Annotated in this window: 17 protein-coding genes and 2 pseudogenes; 4 read left to right on the forward strand and 15 right to left on the reverse strand. The window is 63.2% G+C overall.

The window, feature by feature from the left end:
* Window positions 1-35: 35 nt before the first annotated feature.
* Both galU and B0G77_RS43250 read right to left on the reverse strand, forming a co-directional pair.
* A pseudogene (gene galU / locus B0G77_RS17185) lies at window positions 36-930 on the reverse strand (UTP--glucose-1-phosphate uridylyltransferase GalU).
* Between the two features lie 276 nt (window positions 931-1206).
* Window positions 1207-1353, reverse strand: coding sequence for a hypothetical protein (locus tag B0G77_RS43250; protein WP_166656172.1), 147 nt, complete (start codon window positions 1351-1353; stop codon window positions 1207-1209).
* A gap of 259 nt (window positions 1354-1612) precedes the next feature.
* Here B0G77_RS43250 and B0G77_RS17190 point away from each other — a divergent pair, with 259 nt between their 5' ends.
* Window positions 1613-2815, forward strand: a complete 1203-nt coding sequence (locus B0G77_RS17190) for an acyltransferase (protein WP_133663185.1) — start codon at window positions 1613-1615, stop codon at window positions 2813-2815.
* A gap of 113 nt (window positions 2816-2928) precedes the next feature.
* Here B0G77_RS17190 and B0G77_RS17195 read toward each other — a convergent pair whose 3' ends face one another.
* From B0G77_RS17195 to B0G77_RS17205, 3 genes are all read right to left on the reverse strand, one after another.
* Entirely contained in the window at window positions 2929-5424 is a 2496-nt protein-coding gene (locus tag B0G77_RS17195) for a glycosyltransferase family 4 protein (RefSeq protein WP_133663186.1), read from the reverse strand.
* Window positions 5421-6887 (reverse strand): flippase, encoded by a 1467-nt coding sequence (locus B0G77_RS17200; protein WP_133663187.1) that lies wholly within the window; start codon window positions 6885-6887, stop codon window positions 5421-5423. The genes B0G77_RS17195 and B0G77_RS17200 overlap by 4 nt, the downstream gene beginning before the upstream one ends.
* A 152-nt stretch (window positions 6888-7039) precedes the next feature.
* Window positions 7040-9178, reverse strand: a complete 2139-nt coding sequence (locus B0G77_RS17205) for a hypothetical protein (RefSeq protein ID WP_243751136.1) — start codon at window positions 9176-9178, stop codon at window positions 7040-7042.
* A gap of 710 nt (window positions 9179-9888) precedes the next feature.
* Between B0G77_RS17205 and B0G77_RS17210 the strand changes: the two genes are divergently transcribed.
* The 3 genes from B0G77_RS17210 to gmd are packed head-to-tail and all read left to right on the forward strand — an operon-like array spanning window position 9889 to window position 12817.
* On the forward strand, window positions 9889-10989 hold the full coding sequence (locus tag B0G77_RS17210; protein WP_133663189.1) for an acyltransferase: 1101 nt from the start codon (window positions 9889-9891) through the stop codon (window positions 10987-10989).
* On the forward strand, window positions 10986-11777 hold the full coding sequence (locus B0G77_RS17215) for an SGNH/GDSL hydrolase family protein (RefSeq protein WP_243751032.1): 792 nt from the start codon (window positions 10986-10988) through the stop codon (window positions 11775-11777). Before B0G77_RS17210 ends, B0G77_RS17215 begins: the two co-directional genes overlap by 4 nt.
* Window positions 11774-12817, forward strand: coding sequence for a GDP-mannose 4,6-dehydratase (gene gmd / locus B0G77_RS17220; RefSeq protein ID WP_133663190.1), 1044 nt, complete (start codon window positions 11774-11776; stop codon window positions 12815-12817). Before B0G77_RS17215 ends, gmd begins: the two co-directional genes overlap by 4 nt.
* Before the next feature lie 100 nt (window positions 12818-12917).
* Here the strand turns inward: gmd and B0G77_RS17225 are convergent, their stop codons facing one another.
* From B0G77_RS17225 to B0G77_RS17270, 10 genes and pseudogenes are all read right to left on the reverse strand, one after another.
* On the reverse strand, window positions 12918-14084 hold the full coding sequence (locus B0G77_RS17225; RefSeq protein WP_133663191.1) for a glycosyltransferase family 4 protein: 1167 nt from the start codon (window positions 14082-14084) through the stop codon (window positions 12918-12920).
* 51 nt (window positions 14085-14135) lie between these two features.
* Entirely contained in the window at window positions 14136-15353 is a 1218-nt protein-coding gene (locus tag B0G77_RS17230) for a glycosyltransferase family 4 protein (protein WP_133663192.1), read from the reverse strand.
* Window positions 15354-16811, reverse strand: a complete 1458-nt coding sequence (locus tag B0G77_RS17235) for a glucose-6-phosphate isomerase (protein ID WP_133663193.1) — start codon at window positions 16809-16811, stop codon at window positions 15354-15356.
* A gap of 3 nt (window positions 16812-16814) precedes the next feature.
* Window positions 16815-18005, reverse strand: a complete 1191-nt coding sequence (locus B0G77_RS17240; protein WP_133663194.1) for a glycosyltransferase — start codon at window positions 18003-18005, stop codon at window positions 16815-16817.
* A 159-nt stretch (window positions 18006-18164) separates the two neighbouring features.
* A complete protein-coding gene (locus B0G77_RS17245) occupies window positions 18165-19088 on the reverse strand; it encodes a glycosyltransferase family 2 protein (protein WP_133663195.1) in 924 nt (307 codons plus the stop codon).
* 22 nt (window positions 19089-19110) lie between these two features.
* Window positions 19111-21313: pseudogene (locus B0G77_RS17250) on the reverse strand (polysaccharide biosynthesis tyrosine autokinase).
* Between the two features lie 114 nt (window positions 21314-21427).
* A complete protein-coding gene (locus B0G77_RS17255; RefSeq protein ID WP_243751033.1) occupies window positions 21428-22618 on the reverse strand; it encodes a polysaccharide biosynthesis/export family protein in 1191 nt (396 codons plus the stop codon).
* Window positions 22597-23064: a low molecular weight phosphotyrosine protein phosphatase gene (locus tag B0G77_RS17260; protein WP_133663196.1), complete on the reverse strand. Its 468-nt coding sequence runs from the start codon at window positions 23062-23064 to the stop codon at window positions 22597-22599. The genes B0G77_RS17255 and B0G77_RS17260 overlap by 22 nt, the downstream gene beginning before the upstream one ends.
* 22 nt (window positions 23065-23086) lie before the next feature.
* Window positions 23087-24529 carry a UDP-glucose/GDP-mannose dehydrogenase family protein gene (locus tag B0G77_RS17265; protein ID WP_133663197.1) on the reverse strand — a complete coding sequence of 481 codons (1443 nt, stop codon included), beginning with the start codon at window positions 24527-24529 and terminating at the stop codon, window positions 23087-23089.
* 91 nt (window positions 24530-24620) lie between these two features.
* Window positions 24621-26048: an undecaprenyl-phosphate glucose phosphotransferase gene (locus tag B0G77_RS17270; protein WP_133663198.1), complete on the reverse strand. Its 1428-nt coding sequence runs from the start codon at window positions 26046-26048 to the stop codon at window positions 24621-24623.
* Between the last annotated feature and the right edge of the window lie 351 nt (window positions 26049-26399).

The following is a 26399-nucleotide window of genomic DNA, read 5'->3' on the forward strand; positions in this document are numbered from 1 at the left end:
GTGCGGTTGCTTCCGTCCGGCGGTTGAGCGACTTTTCAGGCGGCCTGTGCGGTGAGCACCACCGGCAGATAGTTCTGCAGGTATTCCTCGAAATCAGCCCGGACTTCCGGATGGCGCAGCGCGAATTCGACCGTTGCCTTCAGATAGCCGAGCTTGCTGCCGCAATCGAAACGCGTGCCGAAATAGCGGTACGCGAGCACCTGCTCTTCCGTCAGCAGCGACTGCAATGCGTCCGTCAACTGCAACTCGCCGCCGGCACCCGGCTTGAGTGCGCGAATGTGCTTGAAAACCGTCGGCATCAGCACGTAGCGTCCGACCACGCCGAGATTCGACGGCGCCTGCTCGGGCGCGGGTTTCTCGACGATGCCTGACAGTTTGATCACGTCCTCTTCCCACTCGCGGCCGTCGACGACGCCGTACGAGCGGCTATCTTCGCGCGCGATGGTTTCGACGCCGACCACCGAGCTGTGATAGTGATTGAACACGTTCACGAGTTGCTTCATGACCGGCTGCGTGCTGTGCAGCAGGTCATCGGCAAGAATCACGGCAAACGGACTCTCGCCAACCAGTTTTTCCGCGCACAGCACCGCATGGCCCAGCCCCAGCGCGGTCGCCTGGCGAACGTAGAAGCAGTCGACATGACTCGGCTTGATGTTGCGTACGAGATCGAGCAACTGCTCCTTGCCGCGCGCTTCGAGTTCAGCTTCGATTTCGTAGGACTTGTCAAAGTGATCTTCGATCGCGCGCTTGCTGCGCCCGGTGACGAAGATCATCTCCGTGATGCCAGCCTCGATGGCTTCTTCAACCGCATACTGAATGAGCGGCTTGTCGACGATAGGCAGCATTTCCTTCGGGCTGGCCTTGGTGGCCGGCAAAAAAACGCGTGCCGAGGCCTGCCACGGGAAACACGGCTTTGGTGACTTTCAGCATGGTATGGGTTCCCACCTCTGTTGATGACTGAGCGAGCGCCGGCACGATGTGCGACACGCGGCGGCTCCGCGTCTTTTTAAAAGACTAGCTTAAAATTATTCAGCTGAACGCATAAACTGCAATTAAATCGACAATCCGCAATTGCGGCGATCAGATTTGTCGCGATATGAAATATGAGTGGAAACAATTACGCCAGGCCATTCGTCATCCGGCAGGAATTTCCGGATGCAATGCCCGAAATGCCCGACATTGCACCGGGCAATCGTCGATGAGCCGTTATTCCGTGTCATCCATCGGCGGCAGCTTGTCGCCCCCGTTCATCCTGAAACGGCTGATCGGCTCGTTGCGCAGCGCTTCGCGATAGGCGGAAATCCCGACGAGAATCAGCAGCACGGCGATACCCGCGAGCAGGTGCATATTCATGGCTGTACCTTTTGGTTCTGGTGATATGAGCGTTAAACTAGCATAAAAAAAACGGTAAATAATCCAATCTACCGATCCCGTTCAGGGCATATTTTTTTAATATTCAGCGATTCATCAAGCGGTCTTTTTTATTACCCCTCGATATATATTTTTTATCATTTTTTGAGCGGTTCCTTGCATTACGATAGCCAGGCGAACCCAGGCTCGCTTGGGCGAGCGCGCCTATAAGCTTATTCATCCGCATGGACAAGGACTCCGCATGAGCGACCCCGCACTGGATGCTTCCGCCTCCTCCCTGCCCTTCCCTGCAGCGCCGCGCGGCGTCTCGCGCGCGCAGAGCGTTCCCAAGGAACACATCATCGATGCGTTGCGGGGCCTTGCAGCCCTGCTCGTCGCCTACTTCCACTGCCGCCAGGTGACATGGGTCGGCATGCAGAACTTTCATCAGACAGCAGGCCGCGCGCTGGATCTGAATACGATCGTCTCGTATCTGACGTTTCCTGTCGCCTGGGGCTCGGCAGGCGTGCCGGTTTTCTTTGTCATCAGCGGCTATTGCATTCACCGCAGCGCGGCACAGCGACTCGCCGCGAATCCAGCTTACCGCCTCGACACAGTCAATTTCTGGGCACGGCGCTTCGCGCGCATTTACCCGGTCCTGCTCGCGGCGCTCTTGCTGACCTTCGCACTCGACTGGGCCAGCCATCAGCTGCCGCCCGTCAATCACAAGCTGCTCGACATCGGTCCGCGCGCCTTCCTCGTCAACCTGTTTTCCCTGCAAGGCGTGGCAGGCAAAACCTATGGATCGAATGGCGCACTCTGGACGCTGTCGATCGAGGTGCAGTTCTACGCGATCTATCCACTGCTGTTCGCGTTGCGCCGCCGGTTCGGCATGACACCGGTGCTCGCCATGATTGCGCTCATCAACGTCGCGTCCGCATTCGCGCTCGAACGGCATGAGATCCAGTTCTTCACCTCGTACTGGCTCTCGTGGACGATCGGCGCCTGGATCGCGGAAGCCAGGGTTCGCACGACGCCCGATTCGCGCGCCGCGTCGCCGTGGTTGTATCTGATCGCGTTTGTCTTCATGGCGCTCGGCTGCATTGCCTTCCACTTCGGCCAATACGCCGCATTCCAGCTATGGGCCGCTGGTTTCGCCTGCTATCTCTACAAGGCGCTGGACCAACGCGGTGACGGCAGTAACACGCGTGGGCCTGGGTCGGCCGTCCGCCTGCTTTCACGCGTCGGCGACTTCAGTTTCTCGCTTTACCTGATCCACCTGCCGATCTTCGTCCTGCTATCGTCGCTGCTGTTCCGGTCAGCCTTTCAGGTCGAGATCTGGCCATCGTTCGCCTTCATGCTGGTCGCCATTCCCGTTGCTTACGTGTTCTACCGGCTGGTCGAACTGCCCGCAATGAAGTGGTCTGCGAGCCTCAAGCCCAAAGCAAAAGCGGCGCGCGTATAACGCCAACGCCGCCTGTATTGCCACCCCTGCTACGTATCCTGCAACTGATCTTTCATCCGCGTTCACACGCTTTCACACAGGGCGTCGCTGCCGCGCAGCGGCCGCCCTGATCCTCAAGCCTTCCCTGCAACCTTCTTCAGAATGCGCTCGACGCCGGACACGTAGTTGTCCGTTCCGAAGCGTTGCAGCGCGGTCCGATATCCGGCTGTGACGAGGCGGTCACGCAGCGACGCATGCGATTGCAGCCGTGTGAGCGTATGGGCGAGAGCGAATGCGTCGCCCGGCTCGCACAGCAGGCCGTCCACCCCATCCTCGATGATCTCGATCACCCCACCTGCACGCGCTGCGACCACCGGACGCTGCGCCAGCATGCCTTCGACGATCACGCGGCCAAACGGCTCAGGCGTGATCGACGAGTGCGCCACCACATCGACCGCGCACATGCAGGCGGCGATATCGTGCTGGAAGCCGAGAAAATGCACGCGGTCGCCGATGTCGTGCGTCGCGACGAACGCCTGCAGTTCCGCCTCGTATTCGTCTTCGCCGAACAGCGGTGCGCCGACGAGCACCGCATGCATCTTCGGGTTGAGCAACATCGCTTCGAGCAGCACATGTTGTCCTTTCCAGCGCGCGAGGCGGCTAAACGAGCCGACCAGAAACGCATCTTCGGGCAGACCAAGTCGCGCACGCAGGACACTTTGCGAAACATCGCGCAACGCCTCGAACGGCGCGTCGGAAATACCGTTGAACACGACGTCGATCCGCTTGCTGTCGAAATTAGTCAGATCGGCGAACGCGCGCACCGACGCTGCCGAGTTCGCGATGACGTGCGCCAGGCCGAATTTCGCACACCACTTGATGATCGCCAGCTGCTTGCGGCCGAAATGTTCGGCGCTGACGATATCGCGCAGATGCCAGACCACCGGCTTGCGCGTGAGACGCCCCGCCACCGCGCCGATCACCATCGCCCGCTGCGTGTTCGCATAGATCACGTCGGCGTTGCGCGCGCGTGCGGCGGTCGCGCGCACGAGCGACGCGAGCCCCTTCAAGGCCTGTCCCTTCGGCAGCTTGCCCCCCTGCTTGCGCACGTGACGCAGTGCGCCGGAATCGAGTACGTCGGCATTCACGCCTGCGTGGCCGAGCGCTACACGGAACGGACCATCGTCGAACAGGACCACCTGTATGCGCGCGCGCAGTGTCTTGACGATCTCGAGCAGCGAGAGCTCGGCGCCGCCCAGCACGCCGCTTTGATCGATCGCCAGCACACGCATGCTCGCCGCCGCCTGGGCGGATTGTGCTGATGGCGGCGAGCCATCCAGCTTGACCGGTGCCCCCGCGTCGCAGGCGGGCAACGTCGCGCTGCGCAGCGCTGGAACGTTTTGCTGGACGTGCTCGAAAAAGCGCTCGCGAAAGTGTCTGGCCGAAAACTGCTCCGCGTTCGCCCGGCAATCCGCAGCCGAAAAACGCGTGCTGTTTGCGTCGAAATCATCGACGGCCGCGATGATGGAGTCCGTGCTCTGCTCGTCGAAGAACATGCCGGTCGGACGCGGCTCATAGAGATCGCGCACCGTTTCGAGTGCGCCGCCCTTGCCATACGCAATCACGGGGGTGCCGCAGGCCTGCGCTTCGACCACCGAAATCCCGAAGTCTTCTTCCGCAGCGAACACAAAGGCCTTCGCGCGCCGCATCCTGTCGTGGAGCACCGCGAATGGCTGGTAACCCATGATCTCGACGTTCGGCGTCGCCTTCGCGCGAACCTTCTGCATGTCCGGTCCGTCACCGATCACGACGAGCCGCCGCTGCGGCATTTTCGCAAACGCCTCGACGATCAGATCGATCTTCTTGTACGGCACCATCCGCGAGGCGGTCAGATAGAAGTCTTCCTTCTGCTCGTTGAGCGAAAAAGCGTCGACATCCACCGGCGGAAAGATCACCTGCGCGTCGCGCTGATACACCTTCTTGATGCGCCGTGCGATGAACGCCGAATTCGCGACAAATGCGTCGACCGAATTCGATGTGCGGATGTCCCAGTTGCGGATGTAGTGAAGAATCATCCGCGCAAGCGCCGAACGCGGGCCGCTGATGAGATTCGACTGCTTCAGGTACTGATGCTGCAGGTCCCACGCGTAGCGGATCGGCGAATGCACGTAGCTGATATGAACCTGGTCGGGTCCGGTCAGCACGCCCTTCGCCACGGCATGGCTGCTGGAGATCACGACGTCATAGTCCGACACGTCGAGCTGCTCGATTGCGAGCGGCATCAACGGCAGCCATGCGCGATATTTCGTGCGCGCAAACGGCAGCTTCTGGATGAACGACGTGGTCACCGGCTTGCCACGCACGAACGTGCGATCGTCGAGAAAATCGACGAGGCTGAACAGATCCGCATCCGGGAAACACGCGATGATCTGTTCCAGCACGCGCTCCGCGCCGGCATAGGTGACGAGCCAGTCGTGCACGATCGCAATGCGCACCGGCTTGTCGGGGCGAATGCCCGGCCGCTGCGGCGTTTTCGCGATCTGCGGCGGGACGGCGACTTCCGCGCTGGCGCTGCGTGCGGCTGGCGTCGACGGGCGCAGGACGGTTTTTTCAAGGACGTCGTGATTCATGCGCTTTTCCTCGGGTTCAGTCGCAGCAGCAGAGAACGGGCAAGCTCGCGTACAGCGGGCGTCATCGTGAGCGACCAGCCGACATTCGCGAGCACGATCACGGCGCCCGCTGCGATCGCGATCGCGAGACTGGAAAGGAAACTGGCCAGATACAGGCTGCCCAGCAGGAAGGCCAGATGCGGCAGCATGTCGAACAGGATCGGGCGTGCCCGGATGGCGGACAGCCACAACAGCACGGCGTAGTCGAACAGCGACCGGGCTGCCACCGCCACCGCCGCACCAGCCACGCCAAAATATCTGATGCCGAACCATAGCCCGGCGGCGAGGAGCGGCAACTCGAAGAGCGCGACACGTGCCGCTGAAGCGGGGTTGACCTGCGACTGGATCAGGACGCGCGTGACGTTCGCCTGCCCGATGAGCCACACCGATATGACGAGGATGCGTCCGACCGGCGCGGCCTGCACCGCGAGATCGTTGCCCACCCACAGCCGCAGGAACGGTTCAAGGGCGAACATCGTCACGATCGCAATCGGCGTGAACGCGCTGTTGAGAAATTCGAGCGACTGCTGCGCAATCGTGCCCGCATGGTCGCGACGAACCGCGGACATCCGCGGGAACAGCGTGCGGACGAAGGCGGTCGACAGCATGTTCAGACGCATCACCAGATTCTGCGGCACCGTGTAGTACGTGACGAAGCGCGCGCCGAGCCCTGTGCCGAGCATCACGCGGTCGAGCGACTCGGAGACCATGTTGGTGACGCTCGTGATCAACATCCAGCCGCCGAAGCTGAACAGGTCCTTCGCGACCCCGAGCTGCGGCGCGCGAATCCGGCGAATATTGAGCACCTTGATCGTCGAGCGGCCGAGCATGAGCCCGGCAATGAGCCGCGCCACCACCGCGGCCGCCAGCACGTTCTGCAGATTCGGCGCGATCAGCCATGCCGCGCCGAGCGGCAGCAGCTGGAACAGAAACGTACCGATGGTCTGGTTGGTGTTGTAGATGCCAAAGCGTTCAGCCCCGTTGATTGCGCCAGCAAACACCCACGAGACGTTGGCGATCGGAATCGCAATCGCAAGCCAGGGCAACGCCATGTACACCTCGTGCCGCAACGCCGGCGACACCTTCGAGAAGTACGCGGTGTACATGAACGCGCCGAAATAAATCACGAGGCCGCCGATGATGCCCGTGCACAGATTGAGCCAGAACGCGCTCCAGAAGACCCTGGCGCTCTCTTCATCGTCGCCCGATGCGCGCGCCTTCGAAATGTGATTCTGCGCGGCCATGCTCATGCCGAGATCGAGAATTCCGAAGTAGCCGATCAGCGTCCACACGAGGCTGATCACGCCATATCGCTCGACGCCAAGCGTCCTGATGTACGCCGGCACCGTGACGAGCGAAACAAAGGTCGGCAGGACCAGCCCGCAAAAATTGATCGCCACGTTCTTGAGGATGCCTTTGTCCATCAGATGCCTTTGAGTCGTTGATACGGTTGCCGCACTGGCCGCGTTTGTTGCGCTGCACACGACGTGGCGAGGCCAGCATCGAGTAGAACACGTAAAAAATCGGCACCGCCTTTGTCGCGCTGCAAGAAAATAATTCAGACCGCGTCAGGCGTTCACGCCGGTTTCCAGCGATACATCATTACTTTTCCGCGCGCATCCTCTTCGACGAAGATCAGATATTCGCCATCGCTGCGCCGGTGTGCGCTGATACCGTTTGGCACATCCACCCAGCCCGATGCGCGTCCCACTTCCGGTCCTGGGCGGATCACGCCCACCTCCCTGCCTGAATCCCTGTCGTAGACGTGGACCGCGCCGACCGGCTCGACGGCGAACACGTATTGCCCTTCGACCGTGAGCCCGATCACCGTAGCGATCGGCTTTGCCTTCGTGTCCCACGGCAACGGAATCGCGTAACGCTGCACGGGTTTGCCCGTCGACCAACTGTCATAACGCACCAGCAGCCGTCCGGCTTCCTTCCAGAACGAGTGGTCCACCGGCAGATCGGCTGTGTAGCCGGTGGCGTAGAGCGAGTCGCTGGCAGGGTCGTAAATCGCACGATGCAACTCGGTGAAAGGCGCGGGCACGGGGTACGTCGTCAGGTTCGAATACGAGTAGACCGGGTTGCCGATCGCATCGAGTCCGCCAAAGCGGAAGCGATAGATACCCTTCGAGTCGCGCGCGCGCCAGATGTCGCCCTCGCTATCAACCCACCAGCCCCAGCCACCGATCAGTTTTGCGCCGCTCGTGTTCGGGGTGAATTCGTTGGCGTCGAACCTGCCATTGCCGTTTGCGTCGCGCCAGATCCAGTCACCGCCGGGCGGCGCGTTCGGCACGCGCGTCACGCCCCGGTCGCGGCCCGCGATAAAGCCCGACGGAATGGCCACTTCGCCGTCACGGGCCGGATCGAAGCGATAGATCTTCAGATGGTCTGCGTACATATCTGTCAGAAACAGGAACGTGCGGCCTTTCAGCTTGCGGGCAATCGGTAACCCCGGCCATTGATCGACACTGAATACCGGGTCCTCGGGGTACTTGAAGCGATTCGACAGGAAACCCGCGTATTTCCACTCCTGCCCCGGCGGCTTCGACAGATCGAGGTCGAAGCGCTTGTTGCCGGTATAAACACTATCGGGCCGCGACGGATCCATCCATGCGCCGTCGACGAACAGCAAGCCCTGCAACTGCCACGTCTGATGGCCATCGGGCGCATAACTTTCGAGGGTTGCGCCAAGGCCTGCGCCAATCGGCGCGAAGCGCGGCCCGATGCCGTTAGTCGATACATAGACGTTGCCGCGTGCATCCACGCCCACCGCCGTCAGTCCGTTGAAACGCTGCGGGCCGGGCCGCCCCGGCACCCCCGAGAAAATGCCGCCTCGCTCGCCCAGCGCGCCACTTGCCACATATCGACCGTTGCTCCTGCTGAAGAACAGCACCTGCTGAGGCGGTCCGTTGTCCGCCACCAGCACGCGCCCTTGTCCATCCACTGCGAGATCGACCGGCACGGTATCCGCGGGGAGCGGCAATTCATCATTGAGACGCTGTCCGGTCGCCGTGTAGTGCGCGATGCCGGGCGCGCGCTCGCCGAGCGTATCGGTCAGCACCCACAACGTGCCATCAGGCGCGAGGGCGATGCGGCCGGGTTCGTGTACCGCCCAAGTCGTCTTCTGGACCATCGATTCGGCGTCATACACTTCGACGCGGTCGTGCGTGGCATTTGACGCATACAGTGTCGAATCGCTCGCCGCGAGTCCGGTGATATCCGCCGTCGTGCCCGTCGGCACCTCATTCACCCTCAGGAAGCCGGCTGCGAGCCATGCACGCTGATCCGTCGCATTGGCCGAAGGCTGAAACGGCACGCTGCGTTTGGGATCGGCAATCTCTCGACGCGAAATGCCGTACCACTGCTTACCTTTTTCCGGCCAGATGCCGGGAGAAACCAGGTGACCTCGCTCGTTACCCACGGCCACGGCGAGAAACACGTATTTGCGATTGACGGCAACCGCATTGCCGCCGCCGTTGCCCCATCCGTGTGTGCCACCCGCGAATCCGAGCATCCTGCCGTTCTGATACACGCTCGCTTCCGCGCCGCTTTCGTCCCATGGCGCGTTCGTGTACACCTTGCCATCAGGCGCGACCGCGATCGCGGTGATGTTGATCTGCGTCCATGTCCCGTCGCCGTAGCCGAACGTATTGCCGATCCATGACGTCTTCGCATTCAGCGCGGTTTCTGCCGACACCACCTGCGATGCCACGCATAGCAGCGCGTAGACGCACGTGGCAAAAAATCTGGCCAACAACGGACGCGACAAATGAGGTTCCTCCAATCAGTGCCATTTCACGGCATGCTGCATGCGGCAAGCGTCCCGGAGTCCCGGCGAGTGTCTCAATGGAATGATTGCCAGAATGGCGAAAAGGCGCGGCAAACAGCGGGACCAGAAGCGTGGCCCAGGCGCAACACAAACAGGGAGCACAACGAAAACGTCGGGCCTGCAGACCGGCGGCGCGACCGATACATCACAGCGGTCCAGCATGGGCGAAGCGCAACCGGTCAAACCATCACAATGTCCCACAGTACGCGGAAAATACGGCGCGACGAAATTCGAAAATAATTCAAAAATATTCAGGAATTAAGGTTAGAGAAAGGCGAGAGCCGATTGCGAAATCATGGTGCACGACGTGACACGAGAGATAGCGGAATCCCACATGTTTGAAGGCTTGGTTCGAAGCGGATGCTTCCGCAGCGCTTGCCCGATTCGATATCGAAGCGCCACCTCGGATTCATTTGATTACAACTCGAATCCATTGTTTCGATTTATCGGTGGCATTCGAGTTTTTTCATCAGTTTATTTTCCCTAGAATGAACCTCACTTCTGTCGGTCGCCGGTCCGACTGCGGACTTTAGCGGCAGCAATTGCAGACGAGTCCCTGTCCCGGCGCATACGGCGCCAACCATGGACGGCCTATGACTGCAAGCGCCCTACCCGCGCCACCCTCACACGCTCATCGCATTGTGCAACTCGATGGTCTTCGCGCCATCGCCGTGCTCGCCGTATTCGCCCAACACGCGCTCAGGGCGCCTTTCTGGATGGGCGTGGATCTTTTCTTCGTGCTCAGCGGCTTTCTGATTACCGGCATCCTGCTCGAGCGCAAGGCGCGCGGCCAGTCGTATTTCGGTTATTTTTACTCGCGTCGCGCGCGGCGCATCCTGCCTCCGTACATTTTGCTGATGATCTTGTCATCGCTGGTGTTCGGATTGGCCTGGGCGAAACACTGGCCGTGGTATGTACTCTTCGCCACCAATATCGGCGATGCGCTCGGACAGAGCGGGCACGACAGTCTGAATGTGCTCTGGTCGCTTGCCGTCGAAGAGCAGTTCTATATTTTCTGGCCGTTCGTCGTGCTGCTGTTGCCGAAACGCGCGCTTGCGATCGTGGCTGCTTCGCTGATCGTCATCGTGCCGGTCCTGCGTGCCGTCGCGACGCCGTGGTTCGACACGTTCTGGCCGATCTATTACCTGACACCGTTCCGCATGGATCTGCTGTCCGCAGGCGCGTTGCTCGCGATTATCCAGAGGCGCAACCGCGACGCGTTCGAGGGATATGAGGTCGCGGCCGTACTGGCTTTTTTCGCCGCGCTGGCCGTGCTCGTGTGGCTCCATCTGCACTTTCCCCGTTTCCGGGCGGCCAACACGCCGCTGTCGAATGCCGGGCTGTACAGCGTGTCGCTCGTGCTGTGCACGTCCGCGCTCATCATCGCCCTGCAGTCGAAGGGTATCGTCAAACGCGTGCTGAGCAACCCGGTGCTCGTCTACGTGGGCACGATCAGCTACGCGATCTATCTGATTCACCTGAGCGTGCTGTACACGATCTGGCCGCTGGGCCTGAACCGCTACCTGAGCGCCGCGCTGGCGCTTGTCATTACGCTCGCCTATGCGAGCATCACGTGGTTCGCCTTCGAGCGCCGTCTGATCCATGGCCCGTCAAGGCAACGCGCCCATACGCAGGCGGCGCCCGACGCGAACCAGCCCGGCAGAACACAGGGCAGCACACAGGGCCGCGCATGAACCTCAGCTCAACTGCGCGCGCCACTGCGGGCGCCCTCTTCGTCGCGATGCTTGCCGTGACCGGCGCGGCGGCGAGCGGTGCATCGCGGCCTGAAGACGGCCCGCACGCAACCGGGCCGGTCGTGTTGATCGAAGCCTACGGAGATTCGACGACCCTCGGCATCTCATGCAGCGGCGGTCATTGCGGGCCGCTCGCACAGAATGCCGTCAGCGACCTGCAGGACGCGCTGCAGGCCACGCACGGCGCAAGCGTGACGGTCACCAACTTCGGCGTCGGCGGCACGATGGCGTACCAGTTGCGCGACGGCACCGAACGCGGTCGCGGCGAGCCGTGGAAAGCCCGTCTCGCGGCATCGCGCGCGCAGATCGTGACGATCAACTACGGCATCAACGAAGTGATGCACAACCAGACGCCTGAACAGTTCTACGCGGCGGAAACCGAACTCGTCACGACCGCACGCGCGCTCGGCAAGCTGCCGGTTCTGGAGACATCGAACCCGATGCCCGACGGCCGGCTCAACGCGAAGCTCGCGATGATGGCCGCCATGACCCGCCGCGTCGCGGCGGAACAGCGCGTGCCGCTCGTCGACCAGTTCTCCTACATCTCGGCCCTGCCGGACTGGAAGACGATGATGTCGGACGGCGCGCATCCGAAGCCGGAGCTCTATCGCCTGAAAGCAAACCAGGACTTCGACGTCATCGACCCGCTCGTGCGGCGCATGCTCGATGATCCGTCGAAGAAACACGCCAGTACCGAACCGGATCACATATCAAAGGGGCAACCATGAGCACTCCACGCAAGGCCATCATCACGGGCATCTCCGGTCAGGACGGCGCCTATCTCACCAAACTGCTGCTCGGCAAGGGCTATCACGTCGTCGGTACTTACCGGCGCACGAGTTCGGTCAATTTCTGGCGCATGGAAGAACTCGGCGTGGCCGATCATCCGAACCTGAGGCTCGTCGAACACGATCTGACCGACCTCGGTTCGACCGTCCGTCTGCTGCAGTCGGCACAGGCCGACGAAGTCTACAACCTCGCTGCGCAAAGCTTTGTCGGCGTGTCCTTCGATCAGCCCATCACCACCGCCGAAGTGACCGGCATCGGCGCGCTGAACCTGCTCGAGGGCATTCGCATCGTGAATCCACGCATGCGCTTCTACCAGGCATCCACCTCCGAAATGTTCGGCAAGGTGCAGGCCGTCCCGCAGTGCGAAGACACCCCGTTCTATCCGCGCAGCCCCTATGGCGTCGCCAAGCTGTTCGCTCACTGGTCGACGATCAACTATCGCGAGTCGTACGGCCTTTTCGCGAGCAGCGGCATCCTGTTCAATCACGAATCACCGCTGCGGGGTCGTGAATTCGTCACGCGCAAAATCACCGACACCGTCGCGAAGATCCGTCTCGGCAAGCGTGACGTGCTCGAACTCGGCAACATGGACGCGAAGCGCGACTGGGGCTTCGCGCTCGAATACGTCGAAGGCATGTGGCGCATGCTCCAGGCCGACGAACCCGACACTTACGTGCTCGCCACCAACCGCACCGAGACGGTGCGCGAGTTCGTGCGAATGGCGTTCGCTGCGGCGGGCTACCAGCTCGAATGGTCCGGCAAGGCTGAAACGGAAACCGGCATCGACGTGGCAACCGGCAAGACCCTGGTGCGCGTGAACCCGAAGTACTATCGCCCGGCCGAAGTCGATCTGCTGATCGGTTGCGCGGACAAGGCGAAGAAAAAGCTGGGCTGGCAACCGGAAACGACGCTCGAACAGCTCTGCCAGATGATGGTCGCAGCCGACCTGTCGCGTAACCAGCATCACGAAACATTCTGAGCCTGAAGGTGAAGAAGGCGCCTCATGCAGGCGCCTTCTTCGTCCTTGTCGAGCCTGGGCGGCCCTGAACAAGCCACCCGGGCAGAACGCTTCAGCGGTTTCAGTGCACCCCGCCTGCCGCAATCGCTTCGTCGTACACCGCCGCGACGCGCTTCGCGATCACCGCATTGTCGAAGTTCTCGCGCGCATACGCGCGGCACGCGTCAGCGTCCGGCAGCTTCAGCGAGCCATCGAGCGCCGCGGCGAGGCCATCGGCAATCGCAGCGGCGCCCGTCGCCGGCAACACCAGATCCTGCGACAACCCCGCCACCGCCTCCGGCAAACCGCCGACCGGCGTCACCAGCACCGGTGTGCCCGACGCCAGCGATTCCACGGTGATGAGGCCGAACCCTTCCAGCGCCACCGTTGGCACGACGCTGATCGTCGCTGCGCGGTAAAGCGCCGCGAGATGCTGGTCCGGCACGAAGCCGAGCAGCTTCACGTTGTCCTCGAGGCCCGCTTCCGCGATACGCGCCTGCAGCTCGCCTTCGAGCCGGCCTTTGCCAGCGATCAGCAGCAACACATCCGGCTGATGGCGCTTGAGCAGCTTCACCGCATCGACGAGGTCCTCCAGACCCATGCGCCGTACGAGCCGCCGCACCGCCAGCACGATCGGCCGTCCGAGCGGCAACTGGAGCTTGAACCGCGCTTCGGTCTGCGAGATCGGCAGGTTGAACTGCTCGACGTTCACGCAACCCGGCACGACGCGGATGCGTTCGGGCGGAATGCCGTAGCGCGACGTGAGAATTTGCCCGAAGGCATCCGACAGCACGATCAGCCGCGACGAGCGCGCATACACCGCCTGCTCCAGGTAGCGCTTCGCGCGCTGCCCGAGCGAGTCGGCGCCTTCGACGTGACTCTCGTCAGCCCATGGACCCTGGAAGTGCGAGACCTGCGGAATGCCGCGCGTGACGTCCAGACCCGGAAACGTATACAGCGCGAAATGCGAGGAGATCACGTCCGGGCGCTCTGCATCGATCGCGCGGCGCAGTGCGCGGCGCGCGGCCATCAGCCGCAAAGGCAGCGATTGCGCAGCGGAACCGAAGCCATGGATCGCGCCATCCGTATCTTGCGCCACGCGCGGCGAGCCCGCCACGACACCACGCACCGACACGCCCGCACCCGGCAGCGCACCCACGAGCGAGTAGTACATCCGGTCGAGGCCACCCGCGCGCTCGGGGAACCAGTGCATCCCGATCTGCAGCGATTTGATTGAAGAAGTTTTCATGGCTATGCCTCTAGTGTTCGCCTGACGCGGCGTCAAACATGTCAAAGGAATTCATTCGGCCGCCTTGCTGCCAGTCAGCGCATTCGCGGCGAGCGACTTCGCCTCTGCTGCGCTCCCGGCGCGATGATGGTCTTCACGACGGCCCGCCAGCTGGCGGTACAGCGCGATGTACTGACCGGCCATTCGCGCCCAGCCGAAGCCCGTCGCGAGTTCGTTCGCAGCGATGCCCATCGCGCGGCGCGCGTCGTCAGAGCCGGCGAGCCGGGCCACGGCATTGGCCAGCGCCTTTGGATCGTCCGGATCGTCGAGCACAATGCCGCATTCGGGGGTGATGATCTCCGCGCCGCCGGCGGTGCGGGCGGTCACGACCGGCAGACCGGCCGCCATCGCCTCGAGCAGCGACAGGCTCATCGCCTCGTAGCGCGACGGAAACACAAAGGCGTCGACCGAGTGCATCAGTACCGGCATCTCCTTCACCAGCCCGAGAAAATGCACGCGATCGGCGATGCCGAGCGCGCGTGCCTGTTCCGGATAGGGACTCCCCGGCAGATAACCGGCGACAGCGATATGCACGTGCTCCGGCAGATACCGCAGCGCTTCGAGCACGGTGCCGAGGTTCTTGCGCGGCGTACGCAGATCGCCGACGAAGAGCAGCAGGAACGCGTCGGCCGGCAGGTTGAACTTCGCGCGATCGCCGTGCGCGGCGGCGAAGCCTCGCGTGTCGACGCCGTTATAGATCACGTCGACCCGGTTGCGAGGCGTGAGGCCGATCGCGCGGATCTCGTCGGCGACCTTCTGCGACACCGCCGTGATCACCCGCGAGCGCCGGTACGCCCAGCGCTCGAGTATCGCGTTGAGGCCCGTGTAGACGTACTGATACGCGGACCACACACCCTTGCCGAGACCGAACGGGTAGTACTTGCTGCCGAACCAGCCGCTATGCACGAAGTGCGCCGTGTTCACGTCCGCCGGCACCCAGGAAATGAAGCCGTTCACATGCAGTACGTCATATTCGTCGCGGTGCCTGCGCAACCACCACGCGCTCTTCAGCGCGAACACCTGTTGACGCAGCAGGTTCGATGGCCACCATCTGCCGATCTTCACGGGGATCCAGCGCACGCCCGGCTCTTCGAGGAGTTCAGGCGCAACGTGCGACGCGACGAGCGTCACCGCAATGTGTGCGTCAAGGGCCGCGCGGGCAATCTCGTGGTTGACGCGCCCCTGGCCGTCGTTATGGCGCACGACGTGCGTGACGATGGCGACTCTCAATCAGGTGCCTCCTTGAAGAATGAGATTGCGTCTGCGGTTCAGTTTTTGCCAGTGCGCCGCAGACAGGATCGAGAAGATGCTCATGAACAGCAGCAGGCCGCCGGTGCCCACAAGCGAATTGGTGAAGACCAGCATCGCGAAGACCGCGAGACTGAGGCTCAGGCACGCGCCGGCATATTTGTCATCCTGCACCGCGAACGAAGCCAGCACGGCGCGCATCAGGAGCCACAGGATGCCGGACATGTAGAGCAGCGTGCCGGGCCAGCCGAGCACGAACGGAATGTTCATCACGCCGCTGTCGAAGTTGCCGTATTTGCCCAGATTGCCGCCCTCGCTCGAAAGCTTGGTCGATGTGCCGGTTGCGCCGAGCCCTTCTCCCTGCACGTCGGTAAAGGCGGTCTTGGCGAATGTCGCGTAAAACTCGTTACGCGCGGCGTAGCTCTGATCGTCATTGAGGTTCACGAGGGTCTGCAGGCGCTGCTGCATGCGGTCGGCCACCGGCCCGACTGCTAGCAGCGGCACACACAACCCGCCCAGCAGCACCGCGGTCGCGAGGATCCGCACCCGTACGCGATTGCTCGACTTGACCAGCTGGATCGCGAGCGCGATCACCCAGCCGCCCCAGGTCGAGCGCACGAGGCTCAGCGCAAAGGCGAGAAAGCCGAGCGCGCCGGCTATCCAGCGCACCCGGTGCTGAGCGGCCATCACGAAGACCATTGCGCCCATCATCGCAAAGGCGAACGGACCGGACGAATTCATCGTGCTGAACACACGCACGCCATAGGGCACAGGGTCGCCCTGCGAGGCCATCTGCGAGCTGATCATCCACATCGAATCCCATGCGGGCATGATGAAGAACTGCACGAGGCCGTAGGCGCCCATGACGAGCATGCCCCAGATGAACGTACTGACGATCACGTCGCGATACTCGGGGTATTGCCGTGTGTTCGCCATGATGTGAAAGCCGATCAGGATCGGATAGACCCAGTTCGCGAGGTCGTACACTGCGGCAAGCGGGCCGGCTGAAACCACGCCGATCAGGAGGCCATACGCGAGCCCGGCGAGGATCAGCAGCACCGGCAAGCCACGCCGCTGCGCGAGCACCGGGTAGTAGCGCAGCAGCGACAGTCCGCTGATCATCGTCACGGCGAGCGGCGCCACCTGAATGAGGCTCGTCGGCGTGTAACCGCCCTTCGACCAGTCGGCGAGACGCCGCACTTCCGGGCTCAGAAACCACAGCCACCACATGAAGCCGACGTAGCGCGCGGGGCTCTTGAAGTAGAGCCACAGGCCGGTCAGTATCGCGAGCAGCGGGAACGCGAGTGTCAGCACCGCGCCCTGGTGCGCGCCGATCAGCGCGGCCGTGACAAGCCACAGCAGTGCCTGCGGAAGCCATGCCTGCCGGTCGCTGCCGAACAAACGCGTTGACCCGCCCGCCTCGATACGCGCAACTGCCATAGATCAAAGCCCCCTGCCAGCCTGACGCTGCGGCTGCGCGGCCTGGCCGCTGCTTTTGCCAGCGCCGCTGGCGCCGCCGGCACGCCGGCGCGCTTCGTCGACCGAACGGCCGCGCGGCGACGCGCGGCGCTGCAGCAGGTCCTGTGTGATGCGCACGTGCTGCCGCGCGAATTCCTGCGTCGTCAGATCGCGTGACACGAGCTGGCGCGCGGCCGCCTGAGCCAGGCGAAGGGCGTCTTGCGGCGCGGCCACGAGGCCCTCGGCAGCATCTCGCAACGCCGCCGGATCGAACGGCGGCACATAGGCCGCCTGGCTGGCCGTGAAATAGTCCTGCAAGGCGCCGACGTCCGTGACGATCATCGGCTTGCCGACAGCGGCCGCTTCGAGCATGACCGTGATGCCCGATGCGTGTGTATTCGGGCGCAGCGGCACGACGATGACGTCGGCCCAGTCGTATAGTTCGCGCTGTTTCTTGAGGCCCGCCGCCGGCGCGATGTCGACGTTCGACGCCCGCAGCGAAGCAGGAATGCGCCGCCGTGTCGCCAGCCGCACGGTGTAACGCGCATCGTTGCCGAATGCGTTGATGAGGGTTTCCCAGTCGCGGTCGCGATCGTTGCCGATAGCGGCGATGCGCAACGGCGTGTGCGGCTCCCATTGCGTGGGCACCTGCACCGGGAAGTCGCGCGTGTTCAGGCCGTAGAAGACGTGCACTGCATCGCGGTCGAGGTACGTGCGGCACAGCGCGGCGTTCTCCGAAGCGAGCGTGGTCAGTACATCGGCGCGCGCGATCAGCTTGCGATAGGCCCAGCGCCGCAGCGCGCCGTATTCCGGCCACTTGTCGAGCAGCCACACGCTTTGCGCGAGCAGCGCAGGCGACGCCTTCCGGCCTTTGAGCAGCAGCAGGAGCGCCACCGACAGATACTCATGCTCAGTATGCGTCCAGATCACATCAGAGCGCAGGATCTCATCACGGTTGCGCAGCGTATGAATGAAATCGAAGCCGAGCACGGCCTTCAGCCCGCGCCGCAACAGCCGCATCGGCGCACGCTCGCGAGCATCCTGCGAATAGGTCAGCGCGAAGGCATCCGATTCAGCGTGGTGATAGCCATACAGGCAGCCGATGTCGTCGCCCTTGCGATAGAAACGCGGATCGGCGCCGTAAAACAGATGGACGTGGACTCTGGTCACACTCATGCAGGACTCCGGACAACCGGTTGAGGAAAGCATCGGCAAAGACACTCCGATGCCCGATGATGCCGCCTGGGCTTATCGCTTCGCGCTGCGTGTGCCTCCTGACGCAGCGTCAGCGCGTCTCGCGCGCCGCGCCAGCCCGTGTCACCGCGCCAGCCCGTCTCACCGCGCGGCGCGCCGCGCTTCGTGCGCGCCCGTGCGTACCGCGCGCCAGCGCGACAGCGTCGTGCTGCTGTGTCTTGACGCCAGCGCCAGCAGCGCGTGAGCCATGCCCGGATACACCCGCGTGCCGACCAGCGCGTACCACCACCAGGCCGCTTCCCGGCGCATCGGCGGCAAAGCGTCGCGCAGGATCAGGTGCAGGTTGTACGCGGCGTTGCGCACCGCCTGCATCGTCTGCGCATCGCGGCGGTCATCGTCGAAACGCTCCGCGGGAAAATGGTCGACGGCGACCTGCGGGTCGTACACCAGCTTCCAGCCGGCGTTCTTCACGCTCATGCTGAAAGCCATGTCGTTGTGAACCTGGGCGCCCGCGCCGCGCAAACGGTTGTCGAAGCGGATCGTGCGGACCGCTTCGCGCCGGTAGCTCATGTTGGCGCCTTTCAGCAGATCCACTTCGCGTGCCCCGCCGACGCCCAGGTGATGGTTGCCGATGATCCTGCCCGAGCGCCGCACCTTGCCGACGAGTGGGCGTGCGCCATCGAGAACGCGGCCCCTCTGGTGCACCCAGTCGCGCCCGCCGAGCGCGCCGAGCCGCGGATCGGCCTCGAACGTCGCCACGATGCGCTGCGCCCAGTCGGGGCGCGGGGCGGCGTCGTCGTCGGTGATCGCGATGACGTCGCCGGTCGCGACGTCGAGACCGCGATTGAGCGCCGCCACCTGCCCCGGCACTTCGACGAGCGCAATGCGCAACGGCAGCGCGCCCTTCACGGCCGGATCATGCAGGCAGGCGAGCGTCGCCTCGTCGTCGGGACGCACCACGACGACCACTTCGTCGGGCGCGCGCTGCTGCCGCTGCAACGCCGACATGCAGCGTGCGAGATCGGCGGGCCGGCGAAACGTGGGAACCAGTACGGAAATTTTCATGATGTCCTCTCTGCCTCGGCCGTCAGGCGCTCAGGTATTCCTGCACCATCGCGTAGCCGCGGGCGTAGGTGCCGCGCGCACGCGGCGGCATCGCATTGAAGATCGCGCCGCGCACGCTGACGCCCGCGTTGTGCAGATGCTTCATCGCATCGACGATCTCGGGTTCGCTGTGCATGCCCGAGCGCAGCACGAGGAACGTCGAGCCCGCGTGAACGGAAGTGATCGATGCGTCGGTCACCGCGAGAATCGGCGGCGTGTCGATGAGGATCACGTCGTAGCGCTTCGCAAGACCTTCGAGGTATAGCTGCAGGCGCGGCGACATCAGCAGTTCGGACGGATTCGGCGGACGATGTCCGCACGAAATGAAGGTGAGGTTTTCCGTCTCGGTGTGACGGATCGCCTCTTCCAGCGAGATCTGGCCGCTCAGCAGTTCGGAAAGGCCGTTGTCCTGCGCGCCGCCGAGGTAGCGCTCCAATGCGCCACGACGCATGTCGCCGTCGATCAGCAGCACACGCTTGCCCGAATGCGCGAGCAGCACCGCAAGGTTGACCGCGAGGAAGCTCTTGCCGACGCCGGGCATGGGTCCGGTGAGCACGACGACGTGGTTCTTCGCATCCATCATCGTGAACTGCATCGACGTACGCAGGCTGCGCAGGCTTTCCACCGTCGCGTCTTTCGGGTGTGCTGCCGAGAGCACCTTGCGCAGACGGTTGCCGCCACGCTCGAAGCTGCTCTCCAGCACCGCCTGTTTCCGCGCTCAACGGAACGAGGCCATACACCGGCAGGTGGAAGGCGCGTTCGATATGCTCCGGATCATCGATACCCTTGAACATGTTGCGGCGCAAGAACACGAAGCCCGTGCCGACGATCAGCCCGAGAATCACCGCCGCCGACAGGATCAGTACCTTCTTTGGCTTGACGGGCGCACCCGGACGCAACGCGGCATCGATGATGTGAACGTTGCCGCCCGTGCCGGCCTTCTGCACCGACAGTTCCTGCACGCGGTTCAGCAGTAGCACGTAGATGTCTTCCGCCACCTTCGCGTCGCGTTGCAGCTGGACTGCCTTGACCTCGGTCGCCGGCAGATCGCGGAAGCGGTCGGCGTACTTCGTGCGCTGCGCTTCGAGTTCGCCAAGCTGCTGACGGGCCGCAACCAGCATCGGGTGATCGTCGCCGAAACGTTGTTGCAGCGACGCGATCTGGATCCGCAGGGCCGAGATCTGCGATTCATACTGCACGCTGCCTTCCAGATAGACCTTGGCTTCATCGCTTGCATTGATCGAGCCGGACTTGCTCTGATAGGCGGTCAGCGCCGCTTCCGCGCGCTCCAGATCGCTCTTCAGGCGCGGCTCTTCGCTCTTCAGGAAGTCGAGCATCTTGCTCGCATCGACCTGCTTGCTCGCGATGTGCTGACGCAGATACGACTCGGCAACCGCATTGGCCACTTTGGCCGCGTGCTCAGGATCCTCGTCGTCGAGCGAGATCTGGATCACGCCGGTCTGCTTGCCCTGCTCGGTCACCTGGATGGCCGACTGGAACGCAGCGATCGCGTCGAGATCGTTGGCGCGCATCACCTGGAACTGCGTGCCGGGACGGGCAACGAGCTTGTCGACGAGGATCGACACGCCATTGCCCTGCGCCGGCACACCTGCCTGGCCGCTCAGGAGCGGCGAGCCATTCGGAGCGCGCAGTTCGAAACGCTCGTCGGGTAGCACCGTCAGCACCATCTTCTGGCCTTCGAGCTCGGGCGGCACTTCGACGGAATCCACGTTCGCCACTTCACCGCCCCATGCGTAGCTGCCAAGGCCCAGCCACGGACGCGCCGGTTCGCCCGGCGTCGCGAGGCGCGCGGCGAGCCTGCCCAGCACGGGAATCGTCCTCGGGGTCACCGAGAAGTTCAGCTTCATGTCATGAACCACCGGCGCGACCACGCCGCGGCTCTTGATCATCTCGATCTCGGCGTCGGTGGGCAATGAGCCCTGCCCGCTCGTCGTGATCGCGGCGCCGGTCTGCGTCTGAGTGAGCGCCTGCGACGTGTTGTCGGACTGCTCGACGCGCACGTGGGCATCCGCCGAGTACACCGGCTTCGCGATATAGCAGTAGAGCGCAGCGATCGCGACGATCGACACCGCAATGGCGATCAGCCACCAGATGTCGTCGAGAATCACCTGCAGCAGCTGACCGAGGACGACGTCCTCTTCTTCGGTCCTGGCCGGGCCGGCCAGTTGAGTGTTTGCGTGAGTGCTCACAGTTCGATCCTGGTTGGTTCGCCCCGGGATCCATGCGGTGCACAGCGGTGGACTGTGCGGGCCCGCATGGAGCTGGGACAGGTCAAGCGACTAGCGCGTCAGCTGTCTCAGATAGAACAGCGTCTGAATGGTTGGCAGCACCTGCTGCAGCACACGATTGAACGTCGTCGAGGCCGCCGTACCCACGTACACCACATCCATCGGTTGCAACTGGAATTGCGTCGACAACATGATCGAATCGGGCTGCGTCATGTCGAGGCGGTACACCTCCGGCGTCGTCGGGTTCTGCTGCATGCCGCGCAGCACGAAGATCTGACGCGGGTTCGCATCGGTGTCGAGAATGCCGCCCGACTGCGTGAGCGCATCGGCGATCGACAGACGTCCCTTGATCATCGTCAGCTGGATCGGGTTCTTCACTTCGCCCATCACGAACACGCGGCTGTCGATGCGGTCCGGCACGTTGAGGATGTCGCCCGCCTGCAGCATCACGTTCTGCTTCGTGTCGCCGCTGTCGAGCATGCGGTTGGCGTCGAGCACATACAGCTGGTTGTTGCGCGTGAGACGCACGCGCTGCAGGTCGGCATCCCCGGTCGTGCCGCCCGAGCGCGTGATGGCGTCGACGAGCGAGAGCGGCACATCGCTGATCGAAAGCGGACCCGGCGTCTTCACCTGACCGGTCACATGCACCTTCTGGCCGCGATACGACAGCACGCGCACGTCGACCTGCGGGTTGCGGATGTAGCGCACGAGTCCGGACGCGAGCTGATCGCGCAGCTCGCCAACTGTTTTGCCCGCCGCGTGGATGCGGCCGACGAACGGGAAATAGATCGTGCCGTCGGCGGCAACGGTCTGGCCGTACGGGTCGGCCTGGCCTGGCAGGGCCGTCGTATACGGCTGTTGCAACGCGGCGCCTACCGATTGCGTTGTGTTGCCGCCGGCAGACAGCGTGCTGCCGTTCGGCGTCGTAAGTTCAGGGTGATCCCAGACGGTCACGCCGAGAATGTCCTGTGGCGCGATCCGGTACACGTACTGCGCCGGATCGGCATAGCGCGATTGCGGCAGGACCTGCGGGGCTGCGGCCGCGGACTTCGCCTGGTCCATCACGACCTGCGCGTTGATCAGCGTCACCGGATAGGTTTCGGTGGGCGCGGTCTGGTTGTCTTTCAGACGCGATGTGTCGAGGTAGTTCCCCGGCGCGGTCGAGCACGCCGACACGAACGCTGCCAGCAGCAGCAGAAGAGAGAGTATGAAATTTCGCATCAGCATATTTTGTTCAGCCATCCCATGACCAGATGTTCGATGAGCACGAGACTTTCCCGATAGCCGGCTTCGTGTCCGCCGTGCGGATCGACGACGTCGGAGTCCTCCCATTTGCCGAGCGGATACACCTTGCCGCGCGAGGTCGGATCGAGCGATTCGACCTCCTTCACCTGGGCGCGCTCGGTGACCAGAATCAGATCGGCGTCGCGCACGATGCGGCGGTTCAGCCGCCGTGCCCGATGACTGCCCGTCGCGACACCCTGCTCGCCGAGCAGGCGCCGCATGACCGGGTCCATGCTGTCGCCGTCGAACGCGCGAATGCCGGCCGACTGGAACGCGATCGGCACGTTGCCGCGGTGCCTCGCAGCGCTTGCCGCGCTGCCGGCGAGACGCGCCTTGAACAGCATTTCGGCAGCCGGCGAGCGGCACACGTTGGCGTGGCAGACGATCAGAACGTTGGCGAACATGGACAGGCTCCTTGAGCGCTAATCAGCGCGCGGCGACTTCGTCGACACTCGCCGTGTGCACGGGCGGCGCGCCGGTCTGCGGTTGCGGCGCGCCGTCCGGCAGTGCGTACTGCCGGCCGATCGCGTGATATTCGATGCCGAGTTCGCGCATCGATTCAGGTTCGTACAGATTGCGGCCGTCGAAGATGAGCGGCGTCTTCAGGCTCCGCTTGAGGCTGTCGAAGTCCGGGCTCTTGAAGACTTTCCATTCGGTGAGGATCACGAGCGCATCCGCGCCTTCGGTCACCTCCATCTCGTCGCTGGTGAATTCCAGACGCGCCAGTTGCTGCGGCGCGTCCTGCAGATCCAGCGCGAACACGCGCTTCGCTTCGTCGAGCGCAACCGGATCGCAGGCCTTCACGCGGGCGCCGCGTGCGAGCAGCGCTGCGATCAGGCGGCGGCTCGGCGCTTCGCGCATGTCGTCGGTATTCGGCTTGAACGCGAGACCCCAGACGCCGAACGTGCGGCCCGTCAGATCGCCGCCAAGGCGCGTGACGATCTTGTGAGCGAGGATCTTCTTCTGCTCGTCGTTGACGGCCTCGACCGCATTCAGGATGCGCAGGTCCTGGCTATGCTCGTCGGCGGTGCGGATCAGCGCCTGCACGTCCTTCGGGAAGCACGAGCCGCCGTAGCCGCAGCCCGCATACAGGAAGTCGTAGCCGATCCGCGGATCGGAGCCGATGCCGCGGCGCACGGCCTCGATGTCGGCACCCACGCGATCGGCGAGGTTCGCGAGTTCGTTCATGAACGAGATGCGCGTGGCAAGCATCGCGTTGGCCGCGTACTTGGTGAATTCAGCCGAGCGCACGTCCATGTACAGCGTGCGCTCGCGGTTGCGGTTGAACGGCGCGTAGAGGCGCTTCATCAGATCGCGGGCCTTTTCGCCGGGCACGTCCTCGTCGCAGCCGAGCACGATGCGGTCGGGGCGCGTGAAGTCTTCCACCGCGGCCCCTTCCTTCAGGAACTCGGGATTCGACACCACCGAGAACATGTGTTTCGCGCCACGCGCCGCCAGTTGTCCGGCAATCGCGTCGCGCACGCGCAACGCGGTGCCAACGGGGACGGTCGACTTGTCGACGATCACCTTGAAGCCGTTCATGTAACGGCCGATGTTGCGCGCGGCCGCGAGCACGTATTGCAGGTCGGCGGAACCGTCTTCGTCGGACGGCGTGCCGACGGCGATGAACTGCACGTCGCCGTGCGCGACCGCTGCCTCGATGTCGGTCGAAAACCTGAGGCGGCCAGCCTTGCGGTTGCGCGCGATGACCTCCTGCAGGCCCGGCTCATGGATCGGCACGCCGCCATTGTTGAGCACGTCGATCTTGCGTTGATCGACGTCGAGACAGAACACGTCGTTGCCGATGTCAGCAAGACAGGCGCCTGTCACAAGGCCTACGTAGCCGGTACCAATGATCGTCAGGTTCATCTGTTACACCTCGAAGATTTGAACATTCCAGAAACGGAAAACACACGCCGCGCAGCCCTCGTCTGCGATGCGCCGCGCGAGCCCGTTCCGCTCAATAAGCGTTGTGGCCGACGAAACCCTTCCAGAGCGTCAGGACGACGATCTTGATGTCGAGCCAGAAGGTCCAGTGCTGCATGTAGTACAGGTCGAGCTTCACACGTCCCATCATTTTTTCGATGCGATCCGTCTCGCCCCGATAGCCGTTGATCTGCGCCCAGCCGGTGATGCCGGGCTTGATGCGATAGCGGTGCATGTACCCCTTCACCAGATCCTTGTAGATGTCGTCGTGCTCGAGCGCATGCGGACGCGGCCCGACCACCGACATCTCGCCCTTCAGCACGTTGATGAACTGCGGCAGTTCGTCGAGACTCGTGCGCCGCAGGAATGCGCCTACCGCCGTGATGCGCGGATCGCCGCGGGTCGCCTGGGTCACCTTGCCGGCGGTCTCGGCGTGCATCTTCATCGAACGGAACTTGTAGATCTCGAACTGATGCCCGTCGATGCCCTTGCGCTTCTGCCTGAAAAACACCGGTCCCGGCGAGGACAGCTTGACCATCGCAGCAATCACCAGCATCAGCGGCGCGAGCGCGGTCAACGCAGCGAGCGCGAACAGGCGGTCGAAGACGAACTTCGGCAGCACGCGCACATCCGTGATCGGCGACGCGGCGAGGTTGATCGCCGGCACGCCCAGCAGATCGACGACAGGCTGGGTAAAGAGGCTCAGGCTGCGCACGTCCGGGATGAAGCGGATGTTGACGAACTCGTTGCGAAACTCCATCACGAAGCGGTGAATCGTGCGCTCGTGGGAAATCGGCAGCGCGAGCCAGAGTTCGCTGATGCCACGCGTGCGCACGAGCCGCACCATCGTGTCGAAGTCGTGCTCGACCGGCACGCCTTCGAGCTCCATGGGCAGACTGTCCGCGCTCACGGCGTGACTGGCGAACTCGAGCCGGTCGCTCTCGCGCCGTCCGCCCGGTACGTCGAACACGACAGCGGGGCTAAAGCCCGCTTCCGGGCGGCTCCTCATCTGCTCGATCAGAAAGCGCCCGTACAGCGAGCCGCCGACGATCGCCACGGCCTTCTGGTTGTAGCCCTCGCGCCGCAGGCCCTTCAGCACGCCGTGCACGACGGCCTTCGTGAGGATCAGCAGCACGACCGTCACGATGGCCCAGTAACCGAGCCACAGACGCGACAGCTGATCCGAGCGGTGCAGGCTGAAACTCATCAGGATGCCCGTGCCCTCGACGATCAGCCATGCGCCGGCGACGCGCCACAACAGGTCGTAGACGGGCTTGCCGCGCCACGACTGATAGATACCCAGCGCCGGAAAGAACACCACCACGAGCAGGCAGTTGAACAGGAGCGAGACGTTCTCCATGTCGTTCAGCCACACGAACGCTCCGTTGTGTACGGCAGCCGCGATGAGTGCGCCGAGGCCCACCATCGCGATGTCGATAATCCGGGATAGAACGCTCAGCATGAGCCGCACCTCAGTTCGTCAGTCAAGTTCCGTCCGTGAATTGAATACATCTCGCGCTGCATGGAAGTCTCTGCGGGACAGAGATCCGTGTCACCGTCCGTCGCCATGACGAATTAAGGTCACTGGCTTTTCCATTGCAATGCGCGATGAGAAATTCTGATCCGAATGAGTGAATACCCTCGTACAGGTATCAATAAAGCGGCATTAAAATTCCCGTGACAAGGCAGCAAAATATCTCAAATTGTATCGGTAACAATTTCCGGATTTTCTCTTGATTTTTTCCGGTAATTGTTGCCGGTTTGGCATTTTTTTATTGATTAAAAAAATGCCGGTCAAGCGCCGCGCGACCGT

Origin of the sequence: Paraburkholderia sp. BL10I2N1 (genome assembly GCF_004361815.1) — a bacterium.
Taxonomy (GTDB): Bacteria; Pseudomonadota; Gammaproteobacteria; order Burkholderiales; family Burkholderiaceae; genus Paraburkholderia.